18 protein-coding genes and 1 pseudogene are annotated in these 19,675 nt (G+C 53.9%); 1 reads left to right on the forward strand and 18 read right to left on the reverse strand.

What is annotated here, in order from left to right; genetic code table 11:
- The 8 genes from cobA to HAP95_RS12920 form a co-directional block, all read right to left on the reverse strand.
- On the reverse strand, positions 1–448 hold a 448-nt coding region (cobA, locus tag HAP95_RS12885), incomplete at its 3' end, for a uroporphyrinogen-III C-methyltransferase (RefSeq protein ID WP_215884577.1).
- 14 nt (positions 449–462) lie between these two features.
- The gene (gene ybiB / locus HAP95_RS12890; RefSeq protein ID WP_215884578.1) at positions 463–1,491 is read right to left on the reverse strand and encodes a DNA-binding protein YbiB; all 1,029 of its coding nucleotides are present in this window, start codon (positions 1,489–1,491) and stop codon (positions 463–465) included.
- Positions 1,488–4,274, reverse strand: coding sequence for a nitrate reductase (locus HAP95_RS12895; RefSeq protein WP_215884579.1), 2,787 nt, complete (start codon positions 4,272–4,274; stop codon positions 1,488–1,490). Before HAP95_RS12895 ends, ybiB begins: the two co-directional genes overlap by 4 nt.
- Positions 4,271–4,591: a nitrite reductase small subunit NirD gene (gene nirD, locus HAP95_RS12900; protein ID WP_215851654.1), complete on the reverse strand. Its 321-nt coding sequence runs from the start codon at positions 4,589–4,591 to the stop codon at positions 4,271–4,273. The genes HAP95_RS12895 and nirD overlap by 4 nt, the downstream gene beginning before the upstream one ends.
- A gap of 10 nt (positions 4,592–4,601) precedes the next feature.
- Positions 4,602–7,046: a nitrite reductase large subunit NirB gene (nirB, locus tag HAP95_RS12905; RefSeq protein ID WP_215884580.1), complete on the reverse strand. Its 2,445-nt coding sequence runs from the start codon at positions 7,044–7,046 to the stop codon at positions 4,602–4,604.
- 240 nt (positions 7,047–7,286) lie between these two features.
- Positions 7,287–8,531 (reverse strand): alginate export family protein, encoded by a 1,245-nt coding sequence (locus HAP95_RS12910; RefSeq protein WP_215884581.1) that lies wholly within the window; start codon positions 8,529–8,531, stop codon positions 7,287–7,289.
- Between the two features lie 120 nt (positions 8,532–8,651).
- A complete protein-coding gene (locus HAP95_RS12915; protein WP_215884582.1) occupies positions 8,652–10,058 on the reverse strand; it encodes an MFS transporter in 1,407 nt (468 codons plus the stop codon).
- Positions 10,059–10,322: 264 nt separating this feature from the next.
- The gene (locus HAP95_RS12920; protein ID WP_215884583.1) at positions 10,323–11,483 is read right to left on the reverse strand and encodes a CmpA/NrtA family ABC transporter substrate-binding protein; all 1,161 of its coding nucleotides are present in this window, start codon (positions 11,481–11,483) and stop codon (positions 10,323–10,325) included.
- Between the two features lie 215 nt (positions 11,484–11,698).
- Between HAP95_RS12920 and HAP95_RS12925 the strand changes: the two genes are divergently transcribed.
- Positions 11,699–12,394 (forward strand): Crp/Fnr family transcriptional regulator, encoded by a 696-nt coding sequence (locus HAP95_RS12925; RefSeq protein ID WP_215884592.1) that lies wholly within the window; start codon positions 11,699–11,701, stop codon positions 12,392–12,394.
- 33 nt (positions 12,395–12,427) lie between these two features.
- Here HAP95_RS12925 and HAP95_RS12930 read toward each other — a convergent pair whose 3' ends face one another.
- The 10 genes and pseudogenes from HAP95_RS12930 to HAP95_RS12975 all read right to left on the reverse strand — a co-directional run.
- Positions 12,428–12,811: a DUF488 domain-containing protein gene (locus HAP95_RS12930; protein WP_215884584.1), complete on the reverse strand. Its 384-nt coding sequence runs from the start codon at positions 12,809–12,811 to the stop codon at positions 12,428–12,430.
- A complete protein-coding gene (locus tag HAP95_RS12935) occupies positions 12,808–13,722 on the reverse strand; it encodes a DNA-3-methyladenine glycosylase family protein (protein ID WP_215884585.1) in 915 nt (304 codons plus the stop codon). The genes HAP95_RS12930 and HAP95_RS12935 overlap by 4 nt, the downstream gene beginning before the upstream one ends.
- Before the next feature lie 39 nt (positions 13,723–13,761).
- Positions 13,762–14,208 carry a biotin/lipoyl attachment domain-containing protein gene (locus HAP95_RS12940; protein ID WP_215884586.1) on the reverse strand — a complete coding sequence of 149 codons (447 nt, stop codon included), beginning with the start codon at positions 14,206–14,208 and terminating at the stop codon, positions 13,762–13,764.
- On the reverse strand, positions 14,205–14,663 hold the full coding sequence (locus tag HAP95_RS12945; RefSeq protein WP_215884587.1) for a hemerythrin domain-containing protein: 459 nt from the start codon (positions 14,661–14,663) through the stop codon (positions 14,205–14,207). The genes HAP95_RS12940 and HAP95_RS12945 overlap by 4 nt, the downstream gene beginning before the upstream one ends.
- A gap of 83 nt (positions 14,664–14,746) precedes the next feature.
- Positions 14,747–15,022 carry a thioredoxin family protein gene (locus HAP95_RS12950; protein ID WP_226832772.1) on the reverse strand — a complete coding sequence of 92 codons (276 nt, stop codon included), beginning with the start codon at positions 15,020–15,022 and terminating at the stop codon, positions 14,747–14,749.
- A 22-nt stretch (positions 15,023–15,044) separates the two neighbouring features.
- Positions 15,045–16,028 carry an FAD-binding oxidoreductase gene (locus tag HAP95_RS12955; RefSeq protein WP_215884588.1) on the reverse strand — a complete coding sequence of 328 codons (984 nt, stop codon included), beginning with the start codon at positions 16,026–16,028 and terminating at the stop codon, positions 15,045–15,047.
- A 58-nt stretch (positions 16,029–16,086) separates the two neighbouring features.
- On the reverse strand, positions 16,087–16,548 hold the full coding sequence (locus HAP95_RS12960) for a globin domain-containing protein (protein WP_215884589.1): 462 nt from the start codon (positions 16,546–16,548) through the stop codon (positions 16,087–16,089).
- Positions 16,549–16,668: 120 nt separating this feature from the next.
- Positions 16,669–17,838, reverse strand: coding sequence for an HlyD family secretion protein (locus tag HAP95_RS12965; protein ID WP_215884590.1), 1,170 nt, complete (start codon positions 17,836–17,838; stop codon positions 16,669–16,671).
- Positions 17,835–19,268, reverse strand: a complete 1,434-nt coding sequence (locus tag HAP95_RS12970; RefSeq protein WP_215884591.1) for an efflux transporter outer membrane subunit — start codon at positions 19,266–19,268, stop codon at positions 17,835–17,837. The genes HAP95_RS12965 and HAP95_RS12970 overlap by 4 nt, the downstream gene beginning before the upstream one ends.
- Positions 19,268–19,675: pseudogene (locus tag HAP95_RS12975) on the reverse strand (DHA2 family efflux MFS transporter permease subunit); the annotation flags it as partial. The gene HAP95_RS12970 and the pseudogene HAP95_RS12975, both read right to left, overlap by 1 nt.

Genomic DNA, 19,675 nt, shown 5'->3' on the forward strand with positions numbered 1-19,675 from the left:
CCGTCAGGAAAATGACCGACTGACTGCGATGACGATGGGTGAGCGGTACGCCAGCATAAGCCGCTGCCGCCATTCCGCTGCTAATGCCGGGGATGATTTCGTAATCAATATGGGCGGCACGCAGGGCCAGGCATTCTTCGCCTCCGCGCCCAAAGAGAAATGGATCTCCCCCCTTCAGACGGACCACCTTCAAACCTTGTTGGGCCGAACGGATCAGGTGTTCATGAATGCGTATCTGTGGGGTGGAGTCCTGCCCGCCGCGTTTGCCCACTTCCACTTTTTTACACCCAGCCGGTGCCATATCGAGTAAACCGGGATTAGCGAGGGCATCATAAAAAATGATATCAGCAGCCGCAATGCGCCGTGCGGCTTTGAGGGTGAGGAGTTCCGGGTCGCCGGGACCGGCACCGACAATGGAAACAGGAAATGGGGTTGTGCAGGTTTGCATGGGATGACTCCAGTTCAGGCTGCGTAACGAGAAAAGTGATGGGCAAGATGATGACGCGCACTGTCCATGTCCGCGCAGCGCCTACTCAGGCAAAGTAGGCACAGTGCTTGATCGACCAGAGGCGAAGGCAGCGGCAATCGTCCATTCAGTACGGCTTCCATATAGCGACAGGTGGCCGAAATGCTTGGGTTTTCAGGTAGTGCAGGCATTTGCTGCAAGGACTGCGTGTCTTTTTCCATCCAGAGAACCGGTTCACCCTGCCGACAAACATGCAAATCCGGACGGCGTTTGGGATTGGCAAAACATTCACCTTCGCTTCCCCGCAAAATGAGAGCCGTACTTTGTTCCCGCTGGAAATATTCCTGCAGGCGCAGCAAATAGGGCGGATGGGTTACGCCGGCACAGTGTACGGCGGGTTTCTGGAAAGGATTAAAAAGCTTGACGATAGTATGTACGCTGGATCGCACCCCGAGCTGTTGTCGCAAGGCCAGCATTTTGCCCAGACCGGGATGGAGGGCGTCCACCGGCAGGTAACTGAGACCCTGAAGATGCAGAAGAGTGTTCGCCTGGTGGCTGTTTTCCGCGCTGGCCAGTCCAAATTCACGGAGGATGTCGGCACTGTATACCCGCCCGGATGGATCATGATCGGCCCAGAGGAGATCATGGGCGTCGTGCTGCGCAGAGAATCCGTGCATCAGCACCGGCACGCCACAACGTGTAAGGGTCATAGCCAGCAGCGGCAAGAGATTGGCCCCACGCCGGGTACCGTTGTAACTGGGGAAAATGATCGGCCGGCAGCTGTGCTGGAAAGCGATGGGTTCGATATTTTCTTCCAAAGCATGGGCAAAAGCGCGTAGTTCCTCGACGCTTTCGCCCTTGATGCGGTAGGCCGTCCATAGGGCACCCATGGCCAGTTCCGGTAAATCGCCGTGCAGCCAGTCCGCAAACAGTTTTTTGGCTTCTGCATAGTCCAGGTCTTCTGCATGTTCACGGCCTCGGGCGACGCGACCGATGAGGCTCGTCATATTCATCTTCGCCGTCATGATGCCTCCTGATGGATCAGGCGAATCATCGTCATGATTTCCGGTTTGCAGGAACCACATTCACCTCCGGCGCCGCAATCCTGGGCGATTTGGCCCAAGGAGATGTTGCCCGCCGCAACACTTTTCCGCAGTTGTTCTTCAGTCACGCCCGTACAGACACAAAGGCCACGTGAGCGTGTCCACGCGGCCATATCAGCAGGCACTTTGGGCGCAAAAAGGGCATGACGGTAAGAATCGACATCGGTGCCACTCAGCATCAGTTCGCGGAGCCAGTCGCGGGTTCCGTCTTCACCAAACAGGCGCACAGCCAGCAGTTGCTTGCCCTGCATGCACAGGCGTTTGCGCACATGGCGACGGGCATCATCATAATCCAGCACTTCCAGACCATCCATGCCGAGCGCCTGGTCCCAGGCATGAATATCCCGTATGGCCGGAGCTTTTTCTCCGGCTAGACGCAAAATGAAACCTTCGCGTTGGTCCTGACGCATACGGCTGAGGCTGGCATAGGGAAAGCGTCGGGCAATACGCTGTGCGGCCTGAAAATGCGCTTCGTCGCTGTTCAGACGCAGGAGAGTGCCCTGCCAGGGGAAAATGGCCGGTTCTACGCGAACCGCAGTGTGTTTGAACTCGGGCTCCCCGGAAACGGGATCAATAGCGGGCAAAGTGAGCTGGTTGCAAAGCGCGGCGGGCGCAAAACGCCGACCAAAATGCATGGGGGCAAACACCAGCCCTAGCTGCAGGTCTTTTTGAATGCGCACCCGGAGCACATTATGACCACGCCGACTGACAATCCGGGCCAGATCCTCGTTTTTGAGTTTCAGCCGTTGCGCATCTTCCGGATGTATTTCCAGAAAAGCCTCCTCGTCGCTGGCAAATAGTGCGGCGACTTTGCCGGTACGACTCATGGAATGCCATTGATCGCGCAAGCGGCCGGTAGTAAGCCGGAGGGGATAGCGGGCATCAATTTCTTCGGCGACTCCCTGAAATTCAGGAGCATGAAACCGGGCACGACCGCTGGGCGTAGGAAAAACACCATCACTGTAAAGGCGTTTTTGCCCGCTCTTGGCTCCAGCCGGGAAGGGCCATTGCTGTGGTCCCTGATTATCCAGAAGTGCAAAGTCCAGACCGCTGATGTCCAGATCCCGTCCCTGGGTGCAGCGCTGATATTCGCGGAAAATACTGGCAGAGTCCGGAAAATCGAACAGACGCTGTGCCCGGTCATGCCAACTGCTATCCCGTTGGTCGGGGAGGGGATGCTGGAGTTGATCCAACGCTGCTCCCAAGGCAAAAGCAAAATCCCGATAAATCATCCAGTCGGGACGCGCTTCTCCAGGAGCGGGTACCGCTTTCTGCAGATGACTGATGCGCCGTTCGGAATTGGTGACCAGTGCTTCCCGTTCTCCCCAGCTGGCTGCGGGCAGGAGCAGATCACTATAGTCGGCGGTTTCGGTGCCGAGATAACTGTCCTGCAAAACGACTAGCCGGGCCCGGTTAAGCGCTCTTTGAACCTGCTGTTGATCGGGCATGGATAATACCGGATTGGTACAGCTGATCCAGATACTTTCAATTTCGCCCCGCTCGACCGCCTGAAACAGGGGGACAGCCGTATATCCAGGTTGGGGGTGAATGCTGGAAACTCCCCAGAGGGTGGTCATTTCGGAACGGTGCTCAGGATTGGCAACTTCCCGATGACCGGGAAGCAGCGCGGGCATGCCTCCGGTTTCCCGACCACCCATGGCGTTGGGCTGTCCGGTGAGACTGAAGGGGCCGGCCCCGGGACGACCAATTTGCCCGGTCGCCAGATGCAAATTGATGAGACTGCTATTTTTGTCGGTACCGTGACTGGACTGGTTGAGTCCCTGACACCAAAGGGAAAGGACGCTGGGCGCTTCTCCAAAAGCCTGGGCAGCAGCGCGGAGTTCCGCTTCGGAAATATGGCAGATTTCGGCGACCCGCTGCGGGGTATAGTTCTGAACCCGTGCCTTGAGTTCTTCCCAGCCTTCGGTATGGGTCGCGATAAAATCCCGGTCAATGTGGTCTTCCCAGATCAGGATATGGAGTATGCCGTGGAACAGTGCGACATCCGTACCCGGTTGCAGGGGTAAAAAAATGTCAGCGATGGATGCCGTGGGGGTACGACGTGGATCCGCGACGATAATTTTGAGTTCCGGGCGGCGCAGTTTGGCGGCTTCAATCCGCCGAAACAGAATCGGGTGGGCATAGGCCACATTGGCACCGACAATAAACAGACAATCCGTTTCTTCCAGATCTTCATAGGCACAAGGAACAGAATCCATCCCCAGGCTGAGTTTGTAACCGGTGACAGCAGAAGCCATACACAGCCGGGAATTGGTATCAATATGATTGGTGCCAATAAAGCCTTTGGCCAGTTTGTTGGCCACATAATAGTCTTCTGTGGGGAGTTGTCCGGAAACATAGAGGGCTACTGCCTGGGGTCCCTGCCGGTGGATGATTTCTGCCCAGCTGCCCGCCATTTGTGTGAGTGCCTCTGACCAGGTGAGCGCTGTCCAGTCGCCACTGGCCCGGTCACGCCGAAGCGGTTCACTGGCCCGATCACTGCCATGACAACTGAGATGCAGGGTGCTGCCTTTACTGCAAAGCTGACCATAATTGGCTGGATGATCGGGATCGCCGCGTACCCCGGTAATTTGCTGGCCATCATGTTCGATGATGACGCCGCAGCCGGTTCCACAGTAAGGGCAAACCGATTTGCTTTCCAGACGTTGCAAGGGGACGGATTGTTGGGTGCGAAGCAGGCTCATGGCGTAATTTCCTGCAAGCCCAGCCATATCTGCTCGCCCTCCATCCGGATGGGAAATCTTTTGACGCAGCCGGAGTCCGGTGCCACAGCTTCGCCTTTTTCCAGATCAATTTGCCAGTTGTGTAGGGGGCAAAAAACGAGTTTGCCGGAAACAAACCCCTCGGACAGAGGCCCGCCGCGATGGGGACATTGGTTGCTGACTGCGAAAACTTCATCATTTTCATTGCGCAGAACCGCAATTTCACCCAACGGAGTCTCTACATAACGACCACCCCGAGCAGGAATTTCTTCAAGAGTACCTAATGCCATCCATTCCATGTTGTTCTCCTCAGGCCGGGATACGGCGCATGGGGGCCGCGTGAATATCCAGTCGGCCGGATACAGCTTCCTTCCAGGGATCTTTTTCCTGGGACAGGGCAAAATCCATACGTTCTGCCAGGGTTTTTCGGGTGTTGGCGTCGTCGACTATCGTGGCCTTGATCTTTTCCAGTCCGATCCGTTCTACCCAAGGCGCGGTGCGCTCCAGATATTGGGCATCTTCCCGATACATCTGCAAAAATGCCTTGGCCATTTCCAGAACTTCCTCGTGGGTTTTTACCTTGCAAAGCAGATCAGCAGCGCGCACTTTCATGCCGCCATTCCCTCCCACATAGATTTCCCAGCCAGAATCCACGCCGATAATTCCCATGTCCTTGATGGTGCTCTCGGCGCAGTTGCGTGGACAACCCGATGCGGCGAGCTTGACCTTATGGGGTGCCCACATGCGTTCAAGATTTTTTTCCAGTTCAATGGCAAGGCGGGTACTATCCTGCACACCAAAACGACAAAATTCGCTACCCACACAGGATTTGACGGTACGTAAAGCTTTTCCATAAGCATGACCCGAGGGCATATCCAGCTCCGCCCAGATTTTGGGCAGATCCTCTTTTTTTACCCCAAGCAGATCCAGACGCTGTCCGCCGGTAAATTTCACCATAGGGACATGATGGCGCTCGGCTACTTCTGCAATACGTTTCAATTCTGCAGGACTGGTGACTCCTCCGTAAATGCGCGGAATGACGGAATAGGTGCCGTCTTTCTGAATATTGGCATGGGCCCGTTCATTGATGAAGCGGGATTGCGGATCGTCCAGACCTTCCATGGGCCAGGCGGTCCGCACATAGTAATTGACGGCCGGACGGCAGGTGGCGCAGCCGGCGGGATGGCGCCATTCCAGATAAGCATAGACCTGGCGAACCGAGAGGAGCTTTTCCTTGACGATGGCGTCACGAACTTCCTGATGACTGAGCTCTGTACAGCCACACAGGGCCTTTTTCTTCGGGGTGCTGTCATAAAAACCGCCGAGGGTGCTGGCTAGTAGCTGTTCCACAAGGCCGGTACAGGAACCACAGGAAGCACTGGCCTTGGTACATTTGCGTACATCGTCCAGAGTAAACAATCCCTGTTCGCGGATGGCTTTGACAATGCTGCCTTTGGCCACGCCATTGCAGCCACAAATTTCGGCGTTGTCTGGCAGGCGCGCCGCCTGGTTTTCTCCGGAATGACCGGCATCCCCCAGATGCGTTTCACCAAAGACGATATTGTCCCGAAAGGCCGATACGTCGGTGCCGTCACGCATGAGTTGAAACAGCCACGGACCGATGCTGGTATCGCCGTAGAGTAAGCCACCCACCACCTTGTTTTCCTGGAGGATGACTTTTTTGTAAACCCCTTGGCTGCCGTCCAGCAGGGTGACTTCTTCGCAATCTTCTCCGCCCATGAAATTTCCGGCGGAAAACAGTTCGATGCCGGTAACCTTGAGTTTGGTGCTGGTGACGGAACCCTGATAACGCATCCGTCCATATTCCGCCAGGTGATTGGCGGCTACTTTGGCCTGCTCAAACAGGGGAGCTACCAGGCCATAGGTCTGACCGCGATGCTGGACACACTCTCCCACGGCATAAATGCGTGGGTCGTAGGTTTGCAGGGTGTCATTGACCAGAATGCCGGTTTCACATTGTAAGCCTGCAGCCTGGGCCAGTTCGATGCGCGGTTTGATACCAATGGTCATAACCAGCACATCCGCCGGAATTTCCGTGCCATCGCTGAAACGTAGTCCGGTGACATGCGCCGATCCCAGAATTTCTGCGGTTTCCTTACCCAGCAAAAACCGGACACCCCGGGCTTCCATGGCCTTTTGCAAAAGCACACCACCCCGTTGATCCAGTTGCTTGTCCAAAGGCCAGGCCCGACGATGAATGACCGTGACCTCCATTCCTCTGGCCCGCAGACCATGGGCAACTTCCAGTCCCAACAGGCCGCCACCGATGACCACAGCCTGACCGCCGAGCGCACTGCTGCGGGTCAACGCTTCCACATCCGCCATATCCCGATAACTCATAACGCCCGGCAAATGATTGCCCGGTACGGGCGCCATAGCGGCGGCTGCGCCAGTTGCCAGCAGCAAGCGATCATAGTGCGTGGCTTTGCCGTCGGCGCTGATAACCAGACGTTTGACCCGATCAATGCGTGTCACTGGATTACCGGTAAATAACTGGATTCCATGCTCGGCATACCATTCCAGGGGATTGAGGATGGTCTCTTCCAGAGCCATTTCTCCGGCCAGCACCGGAGTCAGGAGTATCCGGTTGTAGTTGGGATGAGGTTCGGCACCGAACACGCTGATGTCATAGAGATCCGGTGCCATTTTCAAGAGTTCTTCGACCGCACGGATACCTGCCATGCCATTGCCGACAACGACCAGACGGGGGTTTTGTGAAACTGTAGTGTGCATTGCTGGGCTCCCAAAATAGAAAAAAGGCGTCAGTCAGCTGAATTGCTGACGACGCCTTTGCCGTTTTGCATACAGGCGATCCTCGCGAATCGCTTCAAAACTTACTAAGCAATAGATGTGCCTGGTGATGATCGTAATAAAAACAGAATGTTAAATTTTAATGCCCGATCGGATTGTTAAAAATCAGTGCAAGGCCTGGTGCAACTGCACTAAATTAGTGCAACCAATCCCGCTGCCTGACTAGAATTTTGCATCGACAAACACCCAGGCCCCCTCGGTATTGACCCCATAACTGCTCCGCCGGTAGTCCGCATATTGCACCCCGGCACTCCAATGTCTGGAGAAACCATGGGTTACGGATAGATCCAGCTCATTACCATAATGGGCACCGCCATGATCAGCCTGAAAATCGTAATAGGTAGCCATCAGTTGGGTTTTCATGATTTTTCCAGTAGCCGTAAAGTAAAGACTACGCAGTCCCTTTGGGGGGGGGGTAAGAAACACCTCTGCCCAACCGTTAAAGGCATGCTTGGTAGCCAATGGGGTCTGAAAGCCGTAGGTCCCCTGAGAGTTGGCCCCCATCACCATGTAATTGGCATGGAGAGCAACGGATGGCAGCGCCAGCCCAGCACTCAGGTGGTAGTAGGAGGCATTGATGGCTGCGCTGCCGCCGTCATAGGGTAGCTGGCGGGCATAACTCAGATCGTAGGGTAGTTTCACTGCATGGGTGAGGGGGATAACTCCCCCGACACGCAGCCCCAGCGTTTGGCTGTTGCAGACCTGGGCGTTTCCCGACAAAAAACAGGCGGCGGCACCGGGTATGGCACTATGTGCCTGGTTGCCATACCAATAGCCAAACCCCTGCGCATGAATTAACGAAGACGGTGCCCAGCTGATTTCGCTGAGTATGGTTTGTGATGGCACATTTTCATTCAGTATATTCTTGATGCGCCATATATAGGCCCCGTAAATCGTTAGACCCTTCAGCGGTTTTCCGGAGATGGATACGGAATCAAAAGTCTGCGGGGTCTGGCGGAAACCGACAGCGCCCACAAAACGTTCATCATCCAGATTGATTTCCTGCCGGCCCGCACGCAGTTTCCATTCGGGAATGCCGGCAAATTGCAGATAGGCTTGATTGACGTTGCTTTCGCCCGGATCGGGAATAACAGAATACGCCGTTTTGTCATTGCGTAAGCTGTTGTACTGATTAATGATGCCCGCTACGTTGATGAATTGCAGATCAGCACTGAAACCGGCAATGGGTTTACTGCTGAGCCCCAGCAGCGTCTGTACGGTAAAGGCATTTGCATCTTTTTTCCCGGTTTGTGACATGAATTCATAACGAGGACGAAAATCCAGATGAACCTGTCCTTGGGTAATGGCATCGCTCAGAGTGTCTGCATGGGCCCAACTTCCTGCCAAAATGACCAGTAGAGCGTTCGTAACGGCAAGATGTGTAGCAGTTTTTTTTAGAGAAGGCATGGTCTGGTCTCCAGAATAAATTTAGCGATGAAATCATGGACAAAGAGCGCAGAACCCCCGATGCGTCAATAAACGCATCTGGAAGAACCGCAAGTTGTGATGGGGGACTTTAGTAAAAACTCAGTCAGTAACGGCGCCAGCTTTGGATAAAGTGGAGGGTGTTTTCTCAACGGCTACAGCCATCGTTCCATGATGAGACCAGCTTAACCACTGCTGGCGCAGGGCAAGTACCAGCCCCAGTGCAATGCTCGTCAGCACGGCGAAGAAGGCAAAGCCCAGGTGATAAGTGCCGGTTTCCTGCTTGGTGATACCCAGAATAACGGGCAGATAAAAGCCTCCTACTCCACCCGCAGCACCAATAATACCGGTCATGATGCCGGTTTTTTCAGGCCAGCGCAGAGGGACCAGCTGAAACGTGGCACCATTTCCCAGACCGAAACAGGCATACAGAATCAGTAAAAAGGTAATAGCTAGATCCAGCGGTGGTGTCCAGGTTGCAAACACAACATCCATCAGCGCGATACCGCCTAAAAACCAGCGTAGTGCAGCAGCACCCGAGATCCGGTCAGCAATCATGCCGCCTACGGGTCGCAACATGGCCCCGGTAAAAGCAAACAGTGCCATCAGCATACCAGCATCAATTTTAGGCAAATGGTAAAGAGCGACCAAAAGCAGGCTGACATAGGCAGACATACCGACAAATCCGCCAAAGGTGATGGCATATATCAGAATAATCACCCAGGTATCGCGTTCGCGGAGGGTAAGCCGGTAGCGTCGTGGAAGAAAAATTCCTGCCAGCAATATTCCATATACGGGAAGCATCAGGAGGGCGGCTTTACCCTGCAGCCCCAACCAACCCATGGGTGTTGCTACAGCCAGAACTGCCAAACCTGCCAGAGTTACCACAAAGCCCAGTAATGCGGGTCTTACCCGACCGCTTTTGGGGGCGCTATCCTTGCCCCAGAAAAACAGACTCACACCGGCCAGAGCCAGCAAGGGCAGGGCGGCAGCGGTCGCGTGCGCCCAGCCAAAATGCGCGGCCAAAGGTGGAAACAGAAAACCATCCAGTACCGCTCCAATGTTTCCAGCAGCAGCTATGCCCAATACGGTTCCCTGCACTTTGGCAGGATAATTACTCCCGGCCATGGGCAGGGCAACCGCAAAACTGGCTCCGCCAACACCCAGTAGCACACCGAGCACGATGAGCAGTGAGTAGCTGGGTACACCAGGATAAAGCAGCAGGAAAAGAGGCGGAATAGCGGATAGTGCGACACCACCCATTGCCAGCGAGCGACCATCCATACTTTGGTAAAGGTTGCCCATGCCCACTCGTAAAATTGCCGCAGAGAGAATGGGTACTGCGACTAAAAAGCCTTGTTCCGCATCGGTCAAATGCAAGGAGTGAATCATGTAGGGGGCCAGCGGGCCATATAACAACCAGACGGTAAACCCCGTATCGAAATAGAGAAAACTGGCGACCAAGGCGCGCCAGTTTCCACTTCGGAGCATGGTTAAAAGTTCTTTCATGGAGCTTCCCTCTAAAGCAGATAAAACCCAAAGAAAAAGGCGCTCCCGACTCGTATGAGCCAGGAACGCCTTCGTCCCAAAACGCTGTTCATCGGTGAACAGTGCTGAGCAGTCTAAAGCATTTTCCATGCCATGATGGCGAAGTTACTCTGAATCGTTGTTTTTAGGCAGTGAACGGGATTTTTGTGGGTATCCTGCGGGTGCTGGATGTACCAAGCTGGTGCATATTCCCCGAGACGGGGCCCAATGATGGTGCATCGCAGCTCAGCGGGTGACGGTGCTCCCATCAAAAATCAGGTTGGCGCCCATGGTAATAGGATGCCCATCATCGCTCTGCACCTGCCAGGATTGGGAGTGGTTACCCCAGTCAATAAAATCCATTTTTGGAGCAGAAAGATGCAGCGTTTTTGCGGCTTGCCGATAAATGTCACAGCGATATACCTGGGGAATCAGTGTCTCAATATCCACATCTTGAGGCCATTGACTGGCTGCCTGCATTTGGCGAACCAGCCACAGCGCGTGAGAATGCCACGGAAAATTGGCCGAGTAACGCGCAAATACATGAAAATCTTCCTGTTGAGCCAGGCCTGGTACATTACCGGTTAAAGCCATGGCTACTACCTCCCGGGAAACGCCGATAGCATTGGCAACCCAAGGCGTGGCTTCCAGGCGGTGTTGAGGATTATCCAGCCATTGACTGGCTGTCAGGATGGCCCGAATCATCGCCAGGTGTAAGTCAGGCTCGCGCTGTGACCAGTCATTCCGTACGGCTAATACCTTTTCCATCAGGTTGTTCCAGAGCCCATAACTGCTGATAATCGGAATACCGACGTTTTCTGCAGCCGCAAGACTTCCCCAAGGCTCTCCTACGCAATAACCATCTATTTCTCCAGCGCGCAACGCGGCGACCATATGGCGAGGTGGAACCACGGTGATTTGAATATCCTGATCCGGATCAATACTGGCTGCACGTAGCCAGTGCCGCAGTTGATAATGATGGTTGGATACCGGAGAAACGACGGCAAAACGCAATTTCTTGGCAGGTTCGGCCTCAATAATGCGGCGCAATGTCTGGGCGGTGGCGAGGGCAGGCTCCGCTCCTGTAAATCCGGCATCGCGGAGCCGTTGGTGTAAAGCATGACTGACCGTAATGGCATTCCCGTTCAGGGAAAGTGTCAGCGCAGTGCTCACCGGTATCTTCGGGGAAGCAATTCCCAGTGTTGCGGCCATGGGTAGTGGTGCCAGGGCATGGGCAGCTACCAGATCTCCAAAGAGCAGGTGATCGCGCAAGCTGGCCCAGGAAGGCTCCTTTTGCAGGGTGACAGCGAGCCCTTCAGCCGCAAAAAAACCCAACTCACGCGCCACAATCAAGGGCGCGCTATCCGTTAGTGCAACAAAACCAATGTTGAGATTTTCACCGCTCATTTTTCCTCCCACTACCCGACGCCATTACAAAAAAACCTCGCGCTCCGTCGTGGCTGCGCGAGGACTTCATTGTCCAGACTGCAATTTCATAAAGCAATTCATGGGCCAACTTTTGGCCCAGTCAGGGCGGATCATACTTGCCAGGGTGTTTCTGTGCTTGCGGTGCTGTCGGGCGATGTCTATCCTGCTTTTTTCTCCAATGAGCGCCTATTTTGATGGAAGCCATCGCGGACAATGTATCCTCACTCCTGTGCGAAACGTCGCTTTTTTCGGCTTGGCCCGAAGCGTTGCTGAATTCCTTGCTGAAGCAAAGCAAAAAAGTCAATTTGCGATCGGGCGATATTCTGTTTGTCGAAAAGGCGACCGCAAATGCCTTTTATCTGGTCCTTTCCGGTCGTATTCATCTGATTGCCGCCGCCGCCACTGGTCAGGAAAAAATTGTTGAAATTATTCAGGAAAACGATTTGTTTGCCGAAGCGGTTGCTTTTCTGGGGGGACGTTATCCGGTAACGGCTGCTGCGGAAGGTTCCACAACGGTTCTGGAAATACCGCTCGCCTTGTTTCTGGAAATTCTGGAGCAAAGGCCCCAGTTGATGCGCCAGATGCTGGCGCGACTGAGTATGCGCCTACATTTTCTGGTCAAGGAGCTACGCCAGCTCAGTGTCGAGTCGGCAGAGCAACGTCTGGTGAGTTATCTGCTGGATTTGTGTCCTGCTCTGGATGCTGCAGCCGTTGTGGAGCTTCCCGCCAAAAAATCAGCGGTAGCTGCGCGTCTGGGTTTGACCCCGGAAACCTTGTCTCGCTTGTTGGCGCGCTTGCGTAAAGCCGGGTTGATTACCGTCAATCGGCGCGTCCTGGATATTCCCGATCCACGTGCCCTGCAGTGTTGGGCTGCCGGTCATTCGACATAACGTTTGAAGTAGTCGGTCGTGATGGTGTCGGGGCTAACAGGACTGTGATAGCAAAAACTCCCGAAGTACCACGGCACCATTATGGATTTTATCGTGGGCAGCATAGAGCAGAATGACCGGCTGACCTTCCGCATTGCCCAGTAAACGACAGGCGTCTTCCTGGTGTTCGGCAAGTTCTTTCAGATAACGCGCACGAAATTCGGTCCAGCGATCTTCCACGTGCCCAAACCACTGACGCAAAGCAGTACTGGGTGTGAGTTCCTTGGGCCAGTCGTCCAGGGGAAGAGCCTCCTTGCGAACACCTCGCGGCCAGAGACGTTCAGCGAGCACGTGGTAGCCTACCGGCAAAGGGCGCTCATAGACGCGCCAGGTGATGATCTCAGGGGGGTGCGATCGCAACAACGAATGGGATGTCATTGTATATATCCCTCCTTCTCCAGGCGTTTTAACAGCAGAAGAAAATACAGCATGCCTGCATAGGGCTGCCAAGGCTGCAATCTCCTGGTCACCTGAATATAGTCCGGAGCAGACTTTTCTTCCAGCCACTGATACAAGGCCTTGCGAGCGCCCACATCATCGCCGGGGAATACGTCCAGACGCCCCAAACCGCGCAGTAACACATATTCTGTTGACCAACGGCCGATGCCGCGTAACTGTTGCAGGCGCTGTGCGGCTTCCATATTGGTTAGGCTTTGCCAGTTATCACGCTCCAATTCACCCGCCGCAGCTATTTCTGCAAGTCCGTGCAAGAAAGTTGCCTTCTGGAGGCTGAACCCCAAGCTGCGCAGACGGGCTGTTTCTTGCTGCAGTAACGCGGAGGGGTTCGGGAAAGGAACAAGTTGGTCCGTTGTTTCGGGATCGTTACTGCACAGCCTTGCCATGCGGTTGAGCAGGAGAATGCCCACATGCAGACTCAATTGCTGGCAGGCAACAGCATTGCTCAGTGCTTCGAAAAGGGAGGAAAAACGTGGCGGTCTGAATCCCAGAAAGCGATCTGCCAAAGCAGCCAGACGCAAGTCGCTGGCGGCCATCGCGTAGAAGGGGCGAAGATCTTGGTCCAGGCCCAGCATCCAGGAAAGTTGCCTGCTGACCCAAGCAACGGCTTGCTCATCAACGAAGTTTCCCTGGACTTCTCCTTCGAGCAGCGGCGTCGGGCCTGTCTGGCTTTGCCAAAGCCGGACCTCCAGCCGGTTTCCTTCATATTGCCAGACCCGTTGGTAGATTTTGCCATCCCAGCCATCTATCTGATTGTGGGCCTGCCGGCGCAGTACCCAGATGGTCAGATCCAGGCGGAAGGGTGCATGGGGGCTGAGTGTAAAAAAGCGCATCAATAAGATTTCATTGTTGTCGCTGGGGTTGATCACAGGTTATTCCGAGCAGCGCATACATTGCACCCCATACCGTTTGATCCAGGCCTCAAGCGCCTCAACAGCTTCGCTGCCGGTTTTAACGTTGTCCAGGGCATGTTGTGGCTCATCCGGTTTGACGCGGGCAATCCAGGCATCCTTGTAGGGATCAATGTTGATCAGGTGCGGGTCCTCCAATAACTGCTCATTCCGGGCAACAACTTCACCCGCAAAGGGAACGGGTACGCCGCCCGCCCATTTGCCACTTTCCAGAGTAGCCACATGCCGTCCTGCCTCCAGATGCGTTCCGATTTTTTTAATGCGAGCTTTTTGCAAGCGGCCCGACATGGTTTGGGCGGGGTCCGTAACCCCAATTGTCAAGGTGCCGTCCTCTTCCGGGCGGATCCAAACATAATCGAGATCATAAAACAGGTCTTCAGGCAGTTCGCAACCATTATATTCACTCATGATGTGGCCTCCGCCTCAAAGTCGAGAATGCGCTTTCCCGCAGCTTCACCCTGATCCGCCAATGCTGTAGCCAGATAAGGATAAAGTTCGGTTTCTTCCTTGGCATCATGCTGTTTGAGAATGGTTTGTACGGTACTCAACAAATCGTCAAAGGTTTCTGCATCCTGATCCTCAATGGCTTCCGCCATTTCCTCAAAAAATATGCGTAAATCCTGATGTCCCTTGCGCAGCAAGGCAGTCAGGGGATGGTCTTCACCGCCTTCCTGAAGCTCGAAGGCAGGGAATAACGTGCTTTCTTCCACCACCATATGACCATCCACAATGCCGTGGCGGAATGTTTCCAGTAAATGAGCAGCCTCCTGCCACACGCCTTTACCAACAGCATGGGCACTTTGCTCCAACAGTTGATCCAAACGTTCATGATCATGTTGCATAATCTGATCTATGGGTGTCATGACATTCTCCGATAGGGTTGAGGTGAGCTTCGCTGCGCCATAAACGTGACTGAGGCTTTGTTCATGCGCATTCAGCAGGTTTTTCATTGGTTGCCGAGCATCTTCAGAACTTCACCCAACGGCTGTGCACCTACGGTTTTCAGGGCTCCGTCCACCACAATGGCCGGGACTGTTTTAATGCGCAGATTGCTGACGATTTCGCGCCCTTCACGATCCGCCACATCCAGCACTTGCAGTTCCATCGGCACCTTTTCTGAGGCTTCTTTCCACACTTTTTCAGCCTGCGGGCAAACGGGACACCATTTTGAGACCAAAATCTGTACTTTCATCATCAACTCCTCAATATAAATGGCGATCATATTGCGAATCCGCGCAATAGCGTTACCCATTGGGCGCAAAAGCATCAAAGTGGATATGGTTATGGGAGACGCCATGGGAAAGCAGTAAATCAATGGCGGCTTCTATCATGCCGGGGCCACCACACAGGTAAACTTCATGGTCTTGCCAGTGGCCGTTGGCTGCCACCGTCGGCAGAAGACGGCGGGCTCCGCTCCAGTTTGCCTCTTCTGCATCGGAAATGGTGGGGGTGACCGTGAGATGGGTATGTTGTTGCGCCCATTGCTGCAACATTTCCAGATGATAAAAATCCCGCTGTTTTTTGGCGCCGTAAAAAAGATGAATAGGGCGGGTTTGCTCCAAATCAATACTTTCCTGAATGATGGCTTCAACCGGTGCTAATCCTGTTCCTGCGGCAATACAAAGCATGGGCCGGTGATGATCGTGGTGGAGTGCGAAGTCACCTTGTGCCGGGCCGAGAGTGATTGAGTCGCCGCATTGAGCCTGGTAGAAAAGCCATCGACTGAATAGACCGCCAGGAAGTTCACGAACATGAAAAACCAACTCACCTTGGTCCTGCGGGGGCGTGGCCATGGAGTAAGAACGCCATTGATCTTCATATCCCGGCACGGCCATCCGCGCATATTGTCCGGTTCGGTATGGATAGGATTTTTCTGGACGTAACCGCAATTCCAGGACATTCCAGGCCAGTTTGCTCAGACCCACAATTTCGGCCTTCCAGATATTCCGGGAGATGACTTCAGCTTGCAGGCGCATATTACTGCGAGGATAAAGCTTGCACAAAATGGCCATGCCTGCAGCGCGCTCTGTGGGTAATAAAAGCAGAGGCATGAAGGGTCCCTGCTCACTCTCTCCGGATAAAATAGTACCCTTGCAATCTCCGCAGGAACCACTGGCACATCCATGTTTAATCGCCACATTATGCGTTTTTGCCGCTTCGACAATATTCTGGCTTTCATTCGCCTTGAAGCAGGTGCCGGAGGGTTCCAGACAAATTTCATATTCCATGCAGTCACCTCATCAGGGTGGCGCAGCGGAATATCCCCGCGCCACCAGTATGCTCGAATCACACAGCAGGAGGAACGTCGTCGATGGTGACCGGGACAAAACGGGAAGGGGCCATCGCCTCATAGGCTGCTTCAATACAAACCGTGGAAGCGAGGTTATAGGCCTCAATCCAGGATTCTGCCATTTCCTGGGTCCAGGCAGCTCCCAGAAAATGCTTCAGGGTATTGAGCAGGCTTTTACCGACGATAGGATAATGTTCCGGGCGCGTATCATATTTGATGTGGGCTATGCCCAGTTCCTTCAGATACGGGACTAATACTTCCAGATTATCGATAGTAGTCGCAATCAGGATGACCGAATTAAAAAGCCGAATACGTTGTTCGGTCATGTCTCCCGGAAACATTTTCCGGACCTCCGGAAAATGCGTAAACATATAATTATAAAAGTGCTCGGCCACCTGAACACCCAGGTCTTTTACCGCTGCACCGCTGGACTGGATCAGTTGAATATTAATGCTCATTACGGATGACTCCTGTGTGTGTAATCGGTAGATAGGTTGTTTAAAACATCCTGCGTTATGCAGAATAAGGGTTCGCTGATGAGCGTTCCTTGATTTCGGTCAAGTTTCCAGATGCCGTGCTCACAGGTTTTGACGAATGATGGCCTCAGCCCGCTGCCGCGCATGCTGCAATTCGGTACGGTATATGCCCGTTTCATAGCCTTGTTTGGGTGTGACGGTCAGCGCCTGGAGTACAGAATGCTGATGTCCCGGTTTCCAGTGCACTGCGGCAATCATGGAAAGCCCCGGACGCAAGGGATGTTTCGCGAGTTCTTGAGCAGGTATGGCAATACGTACCGGTACGCGTTCTACAATATGAATGTAATTTCCGGTCGCATTTTCCGGGGGCAAAATGCTGAATGCACTGCCGGCGCCGGGAAGTAAACCCAGAACGGTGCCGTGATAGTGCACCTGATGACCATAGTAATAGCTGGTCAACTGAACGGCTTGCCCGGGGTGGATGTGGCGCATGGCGGTTTCCTTGATGTTGGCTACCACCCATAAATCATTGAGCGGCACTACAGAAAACAACGGCTGACCGTTATGCACCTTTAATCCGGGGTAAGCAGAGCGTTGCGCGATATAACCCGATATGGGGGCACGGATCAGGCGCCTTTGCCAGTTAATGTCGGTTTTTTCAAAGGCGGCGGCGGCCTGCTGAACCAGGGGATTGTTATACACCGTGGTGCCCGCAACGATGGCTTGTGCCCCGCGCAGCATTGCCTGGGCCTCTGCGACTTGTGCGGCTGCGGAAGTCATTTCATTTTGCGTATTTTCAATGCGAATCCTGGACACCGCTCCGCTGGGCAGGGATTGTTGGTAACGACTTAAATCCATTTTCAGTTTTTGCAGTTCAGCCATTTTGGCCTGAACGCTCTGTTGCAGTGTCTGGACCCGGGCGAAATCCTGGCGTACTTGGCGCACTGTTGCGGCCAAATGGGCTCCGGCCTGTTCCATGGCCAGTTGAGAATGGGTACCTTGCAGTATCGCCAAAACCTGGCCAGCATGAACAAATTCCGTATTCTCCGCCAGCACCTGCTTGATGGTGCCTGCCGACAAACTGTCTACCGGCGTGATGTTTCCGGTGACGTAAGCATCATTGGTTTCAGTCCAGTACTGGCCACGCAATAACCACCAGAGGATGCCGATCACAGCCGCAACAACCAGTGTGACAGTAACCCCAATTAACAGCCTGCGGCGGCGTTTTTCCTGTGAGTTCCCGGGGGCTGAGGATGGTTGGATGGTACTCATGCTGGTTTTTTCTCTGCTGCATATCCGCCACCCAGAGCAACATTAAGTAGCACCCAGGATTGTGCATTATGTATCTGCAAAGTGATTTGCTGGTTTTGCATCTTGATTTCCTGAATTTGGCTGCGGTAAACACTCATCTTATTGGTGGTTCCCGAATGAAAGGCGGCCGTAGCCAGTACGCTATCCTGTCTGGCCGCATTGGTCATTGGTATTTGTTCCTGTATTTGCTGGCGGTTCTTTTGCCAGGTGGCCAAATGACCGGCAATTTCGTGCACTGCACTGAGGATACTGCGGCGATAATGATCTTGGGTGGCCAGATATAAAGCATTTTGTGCTTTGAGTCGGGCACGGAGTTTTCCACCTTCAAAAATGGGCAGAGATACGACCGGACCAATGGCATGGGCCAGATTTCCAGGGCTGAATAAATCACCCAGGTCAATGCTGTTCCAACCCGCAAACAGGGCAATATTGACATCGGGATAAAAAGCCGCGCGGGCGGCCCCGACCTGTTGCGCAGCGACTTCTATTTCCCAGCGTGCTGCGACAATGTCAGGACGATGGGTAATAAGACGTAGAGGCAAATTACGGGGTATATTTATAGAGGAAAGATCGGGTAATGGTTCCACGGCAATATTTTGTCCCCAATCGGGTCCATGCCCGGTCAAGGCGGCCAGTATGTAGCGTTGTTGCGCAATAGCTGCCCGTAGCCTGGCCACGGACTGCCGGGCACTTCCATAAGCTTCTGTCTGCGCATACACCGGCCGGGCATTGCTCAGACCATCCTGCCAACGTTGTTTTTCCAGTTGTAACAAGGATTTTTGCAGGTTTTCCAGACGCTCCGCCAGATGCAGTTGCCGTGTTTCGCCCGCCAGCAAAAAATAATGCCATGCCAGTTGTTTCTCCAGCTGTAATTTTGCCTCGGCATAATCCGCCTGGTGAACCCGTACTTGTCCTAAAGCCGCACGAATCTGATCGCTGTCACGTCCCCACAAATCCAGATGATAACGGAGTTCCAGCGGGTTGATTTCGGTATAGGTAAAGCTTTTGCCGTTGGCCTGAAGGTGCAAACCATTCTGCGAAAAATGCTCCTGGGTGAGGGAGGCTCCCGCCGAAACTTGTGGGAGAAGAGCGGCATGTTGTTCTGCGGCCATGGCTTTGGCGGCCAGAATACGGGTACTGGCAAGCTGCAGTGATGGATTTTGGCGAAGGGCCTGCTGAATCAGATGGTTAAGAGCGGGTATTCGCGCCGTTTCCCACCAATGGTGCGCGGGCCATTGGCCAGCTGCGATCCCATATTGATGATCGGCCCGGGCCAGGGTCTGTTGAATTTGAGTGGTATGGGCGAGATGCCCGCCGGGGAGATGCCGGGGCAGACGCGCGCAGGCCGCAAGCAGCAATAATGGCACCAGTAGAATAAAGAACTTTTCCATCAGAGATCCACCAGTTCTTCTATGGCGCGACGTACCCGAATATCCGGTTCTGCGTAAACCACACGTTTGCTGAACAGCAGGAGGCCAGCGCCGAGCAGGAATCCCCATGCGGCTATATAAAAGATTTCGTTGAAGGCGAGCATGGCTGCCTGATGCGTAATGTAGTGGGCAGTGTGAATATTGCTCACCGTCGGGTTGGGCGCATAAACCCAAGTGCTGTTATTACCTTCAGCAAGAAAATGCGCATGAAAGATCATTCTTCGGTCGAAAAGTGTGGCAATAAGGGGAATGCCCATAGCTTGTCCACATAAGCGCAGCACGTTCAAAAAGGCAGTGCCGCGCATTTCGGCAGGGCCGGATAATCCGGACAAGGCAATGGCGATGATGGATGGAAAGAGGCTGCCCAG

The organism is Acidithiobacillus sulfurivorans (genome assembly GCF_018853815.1).
GTDB classification, from domain to species: Bacteria; Pseudomonadota; Gammaproteobacteria; order Acidithiobacillales; family Acidithiobacillaceae; genus Acidithiobacillus; species Acidithiobacillus sulfurivorans.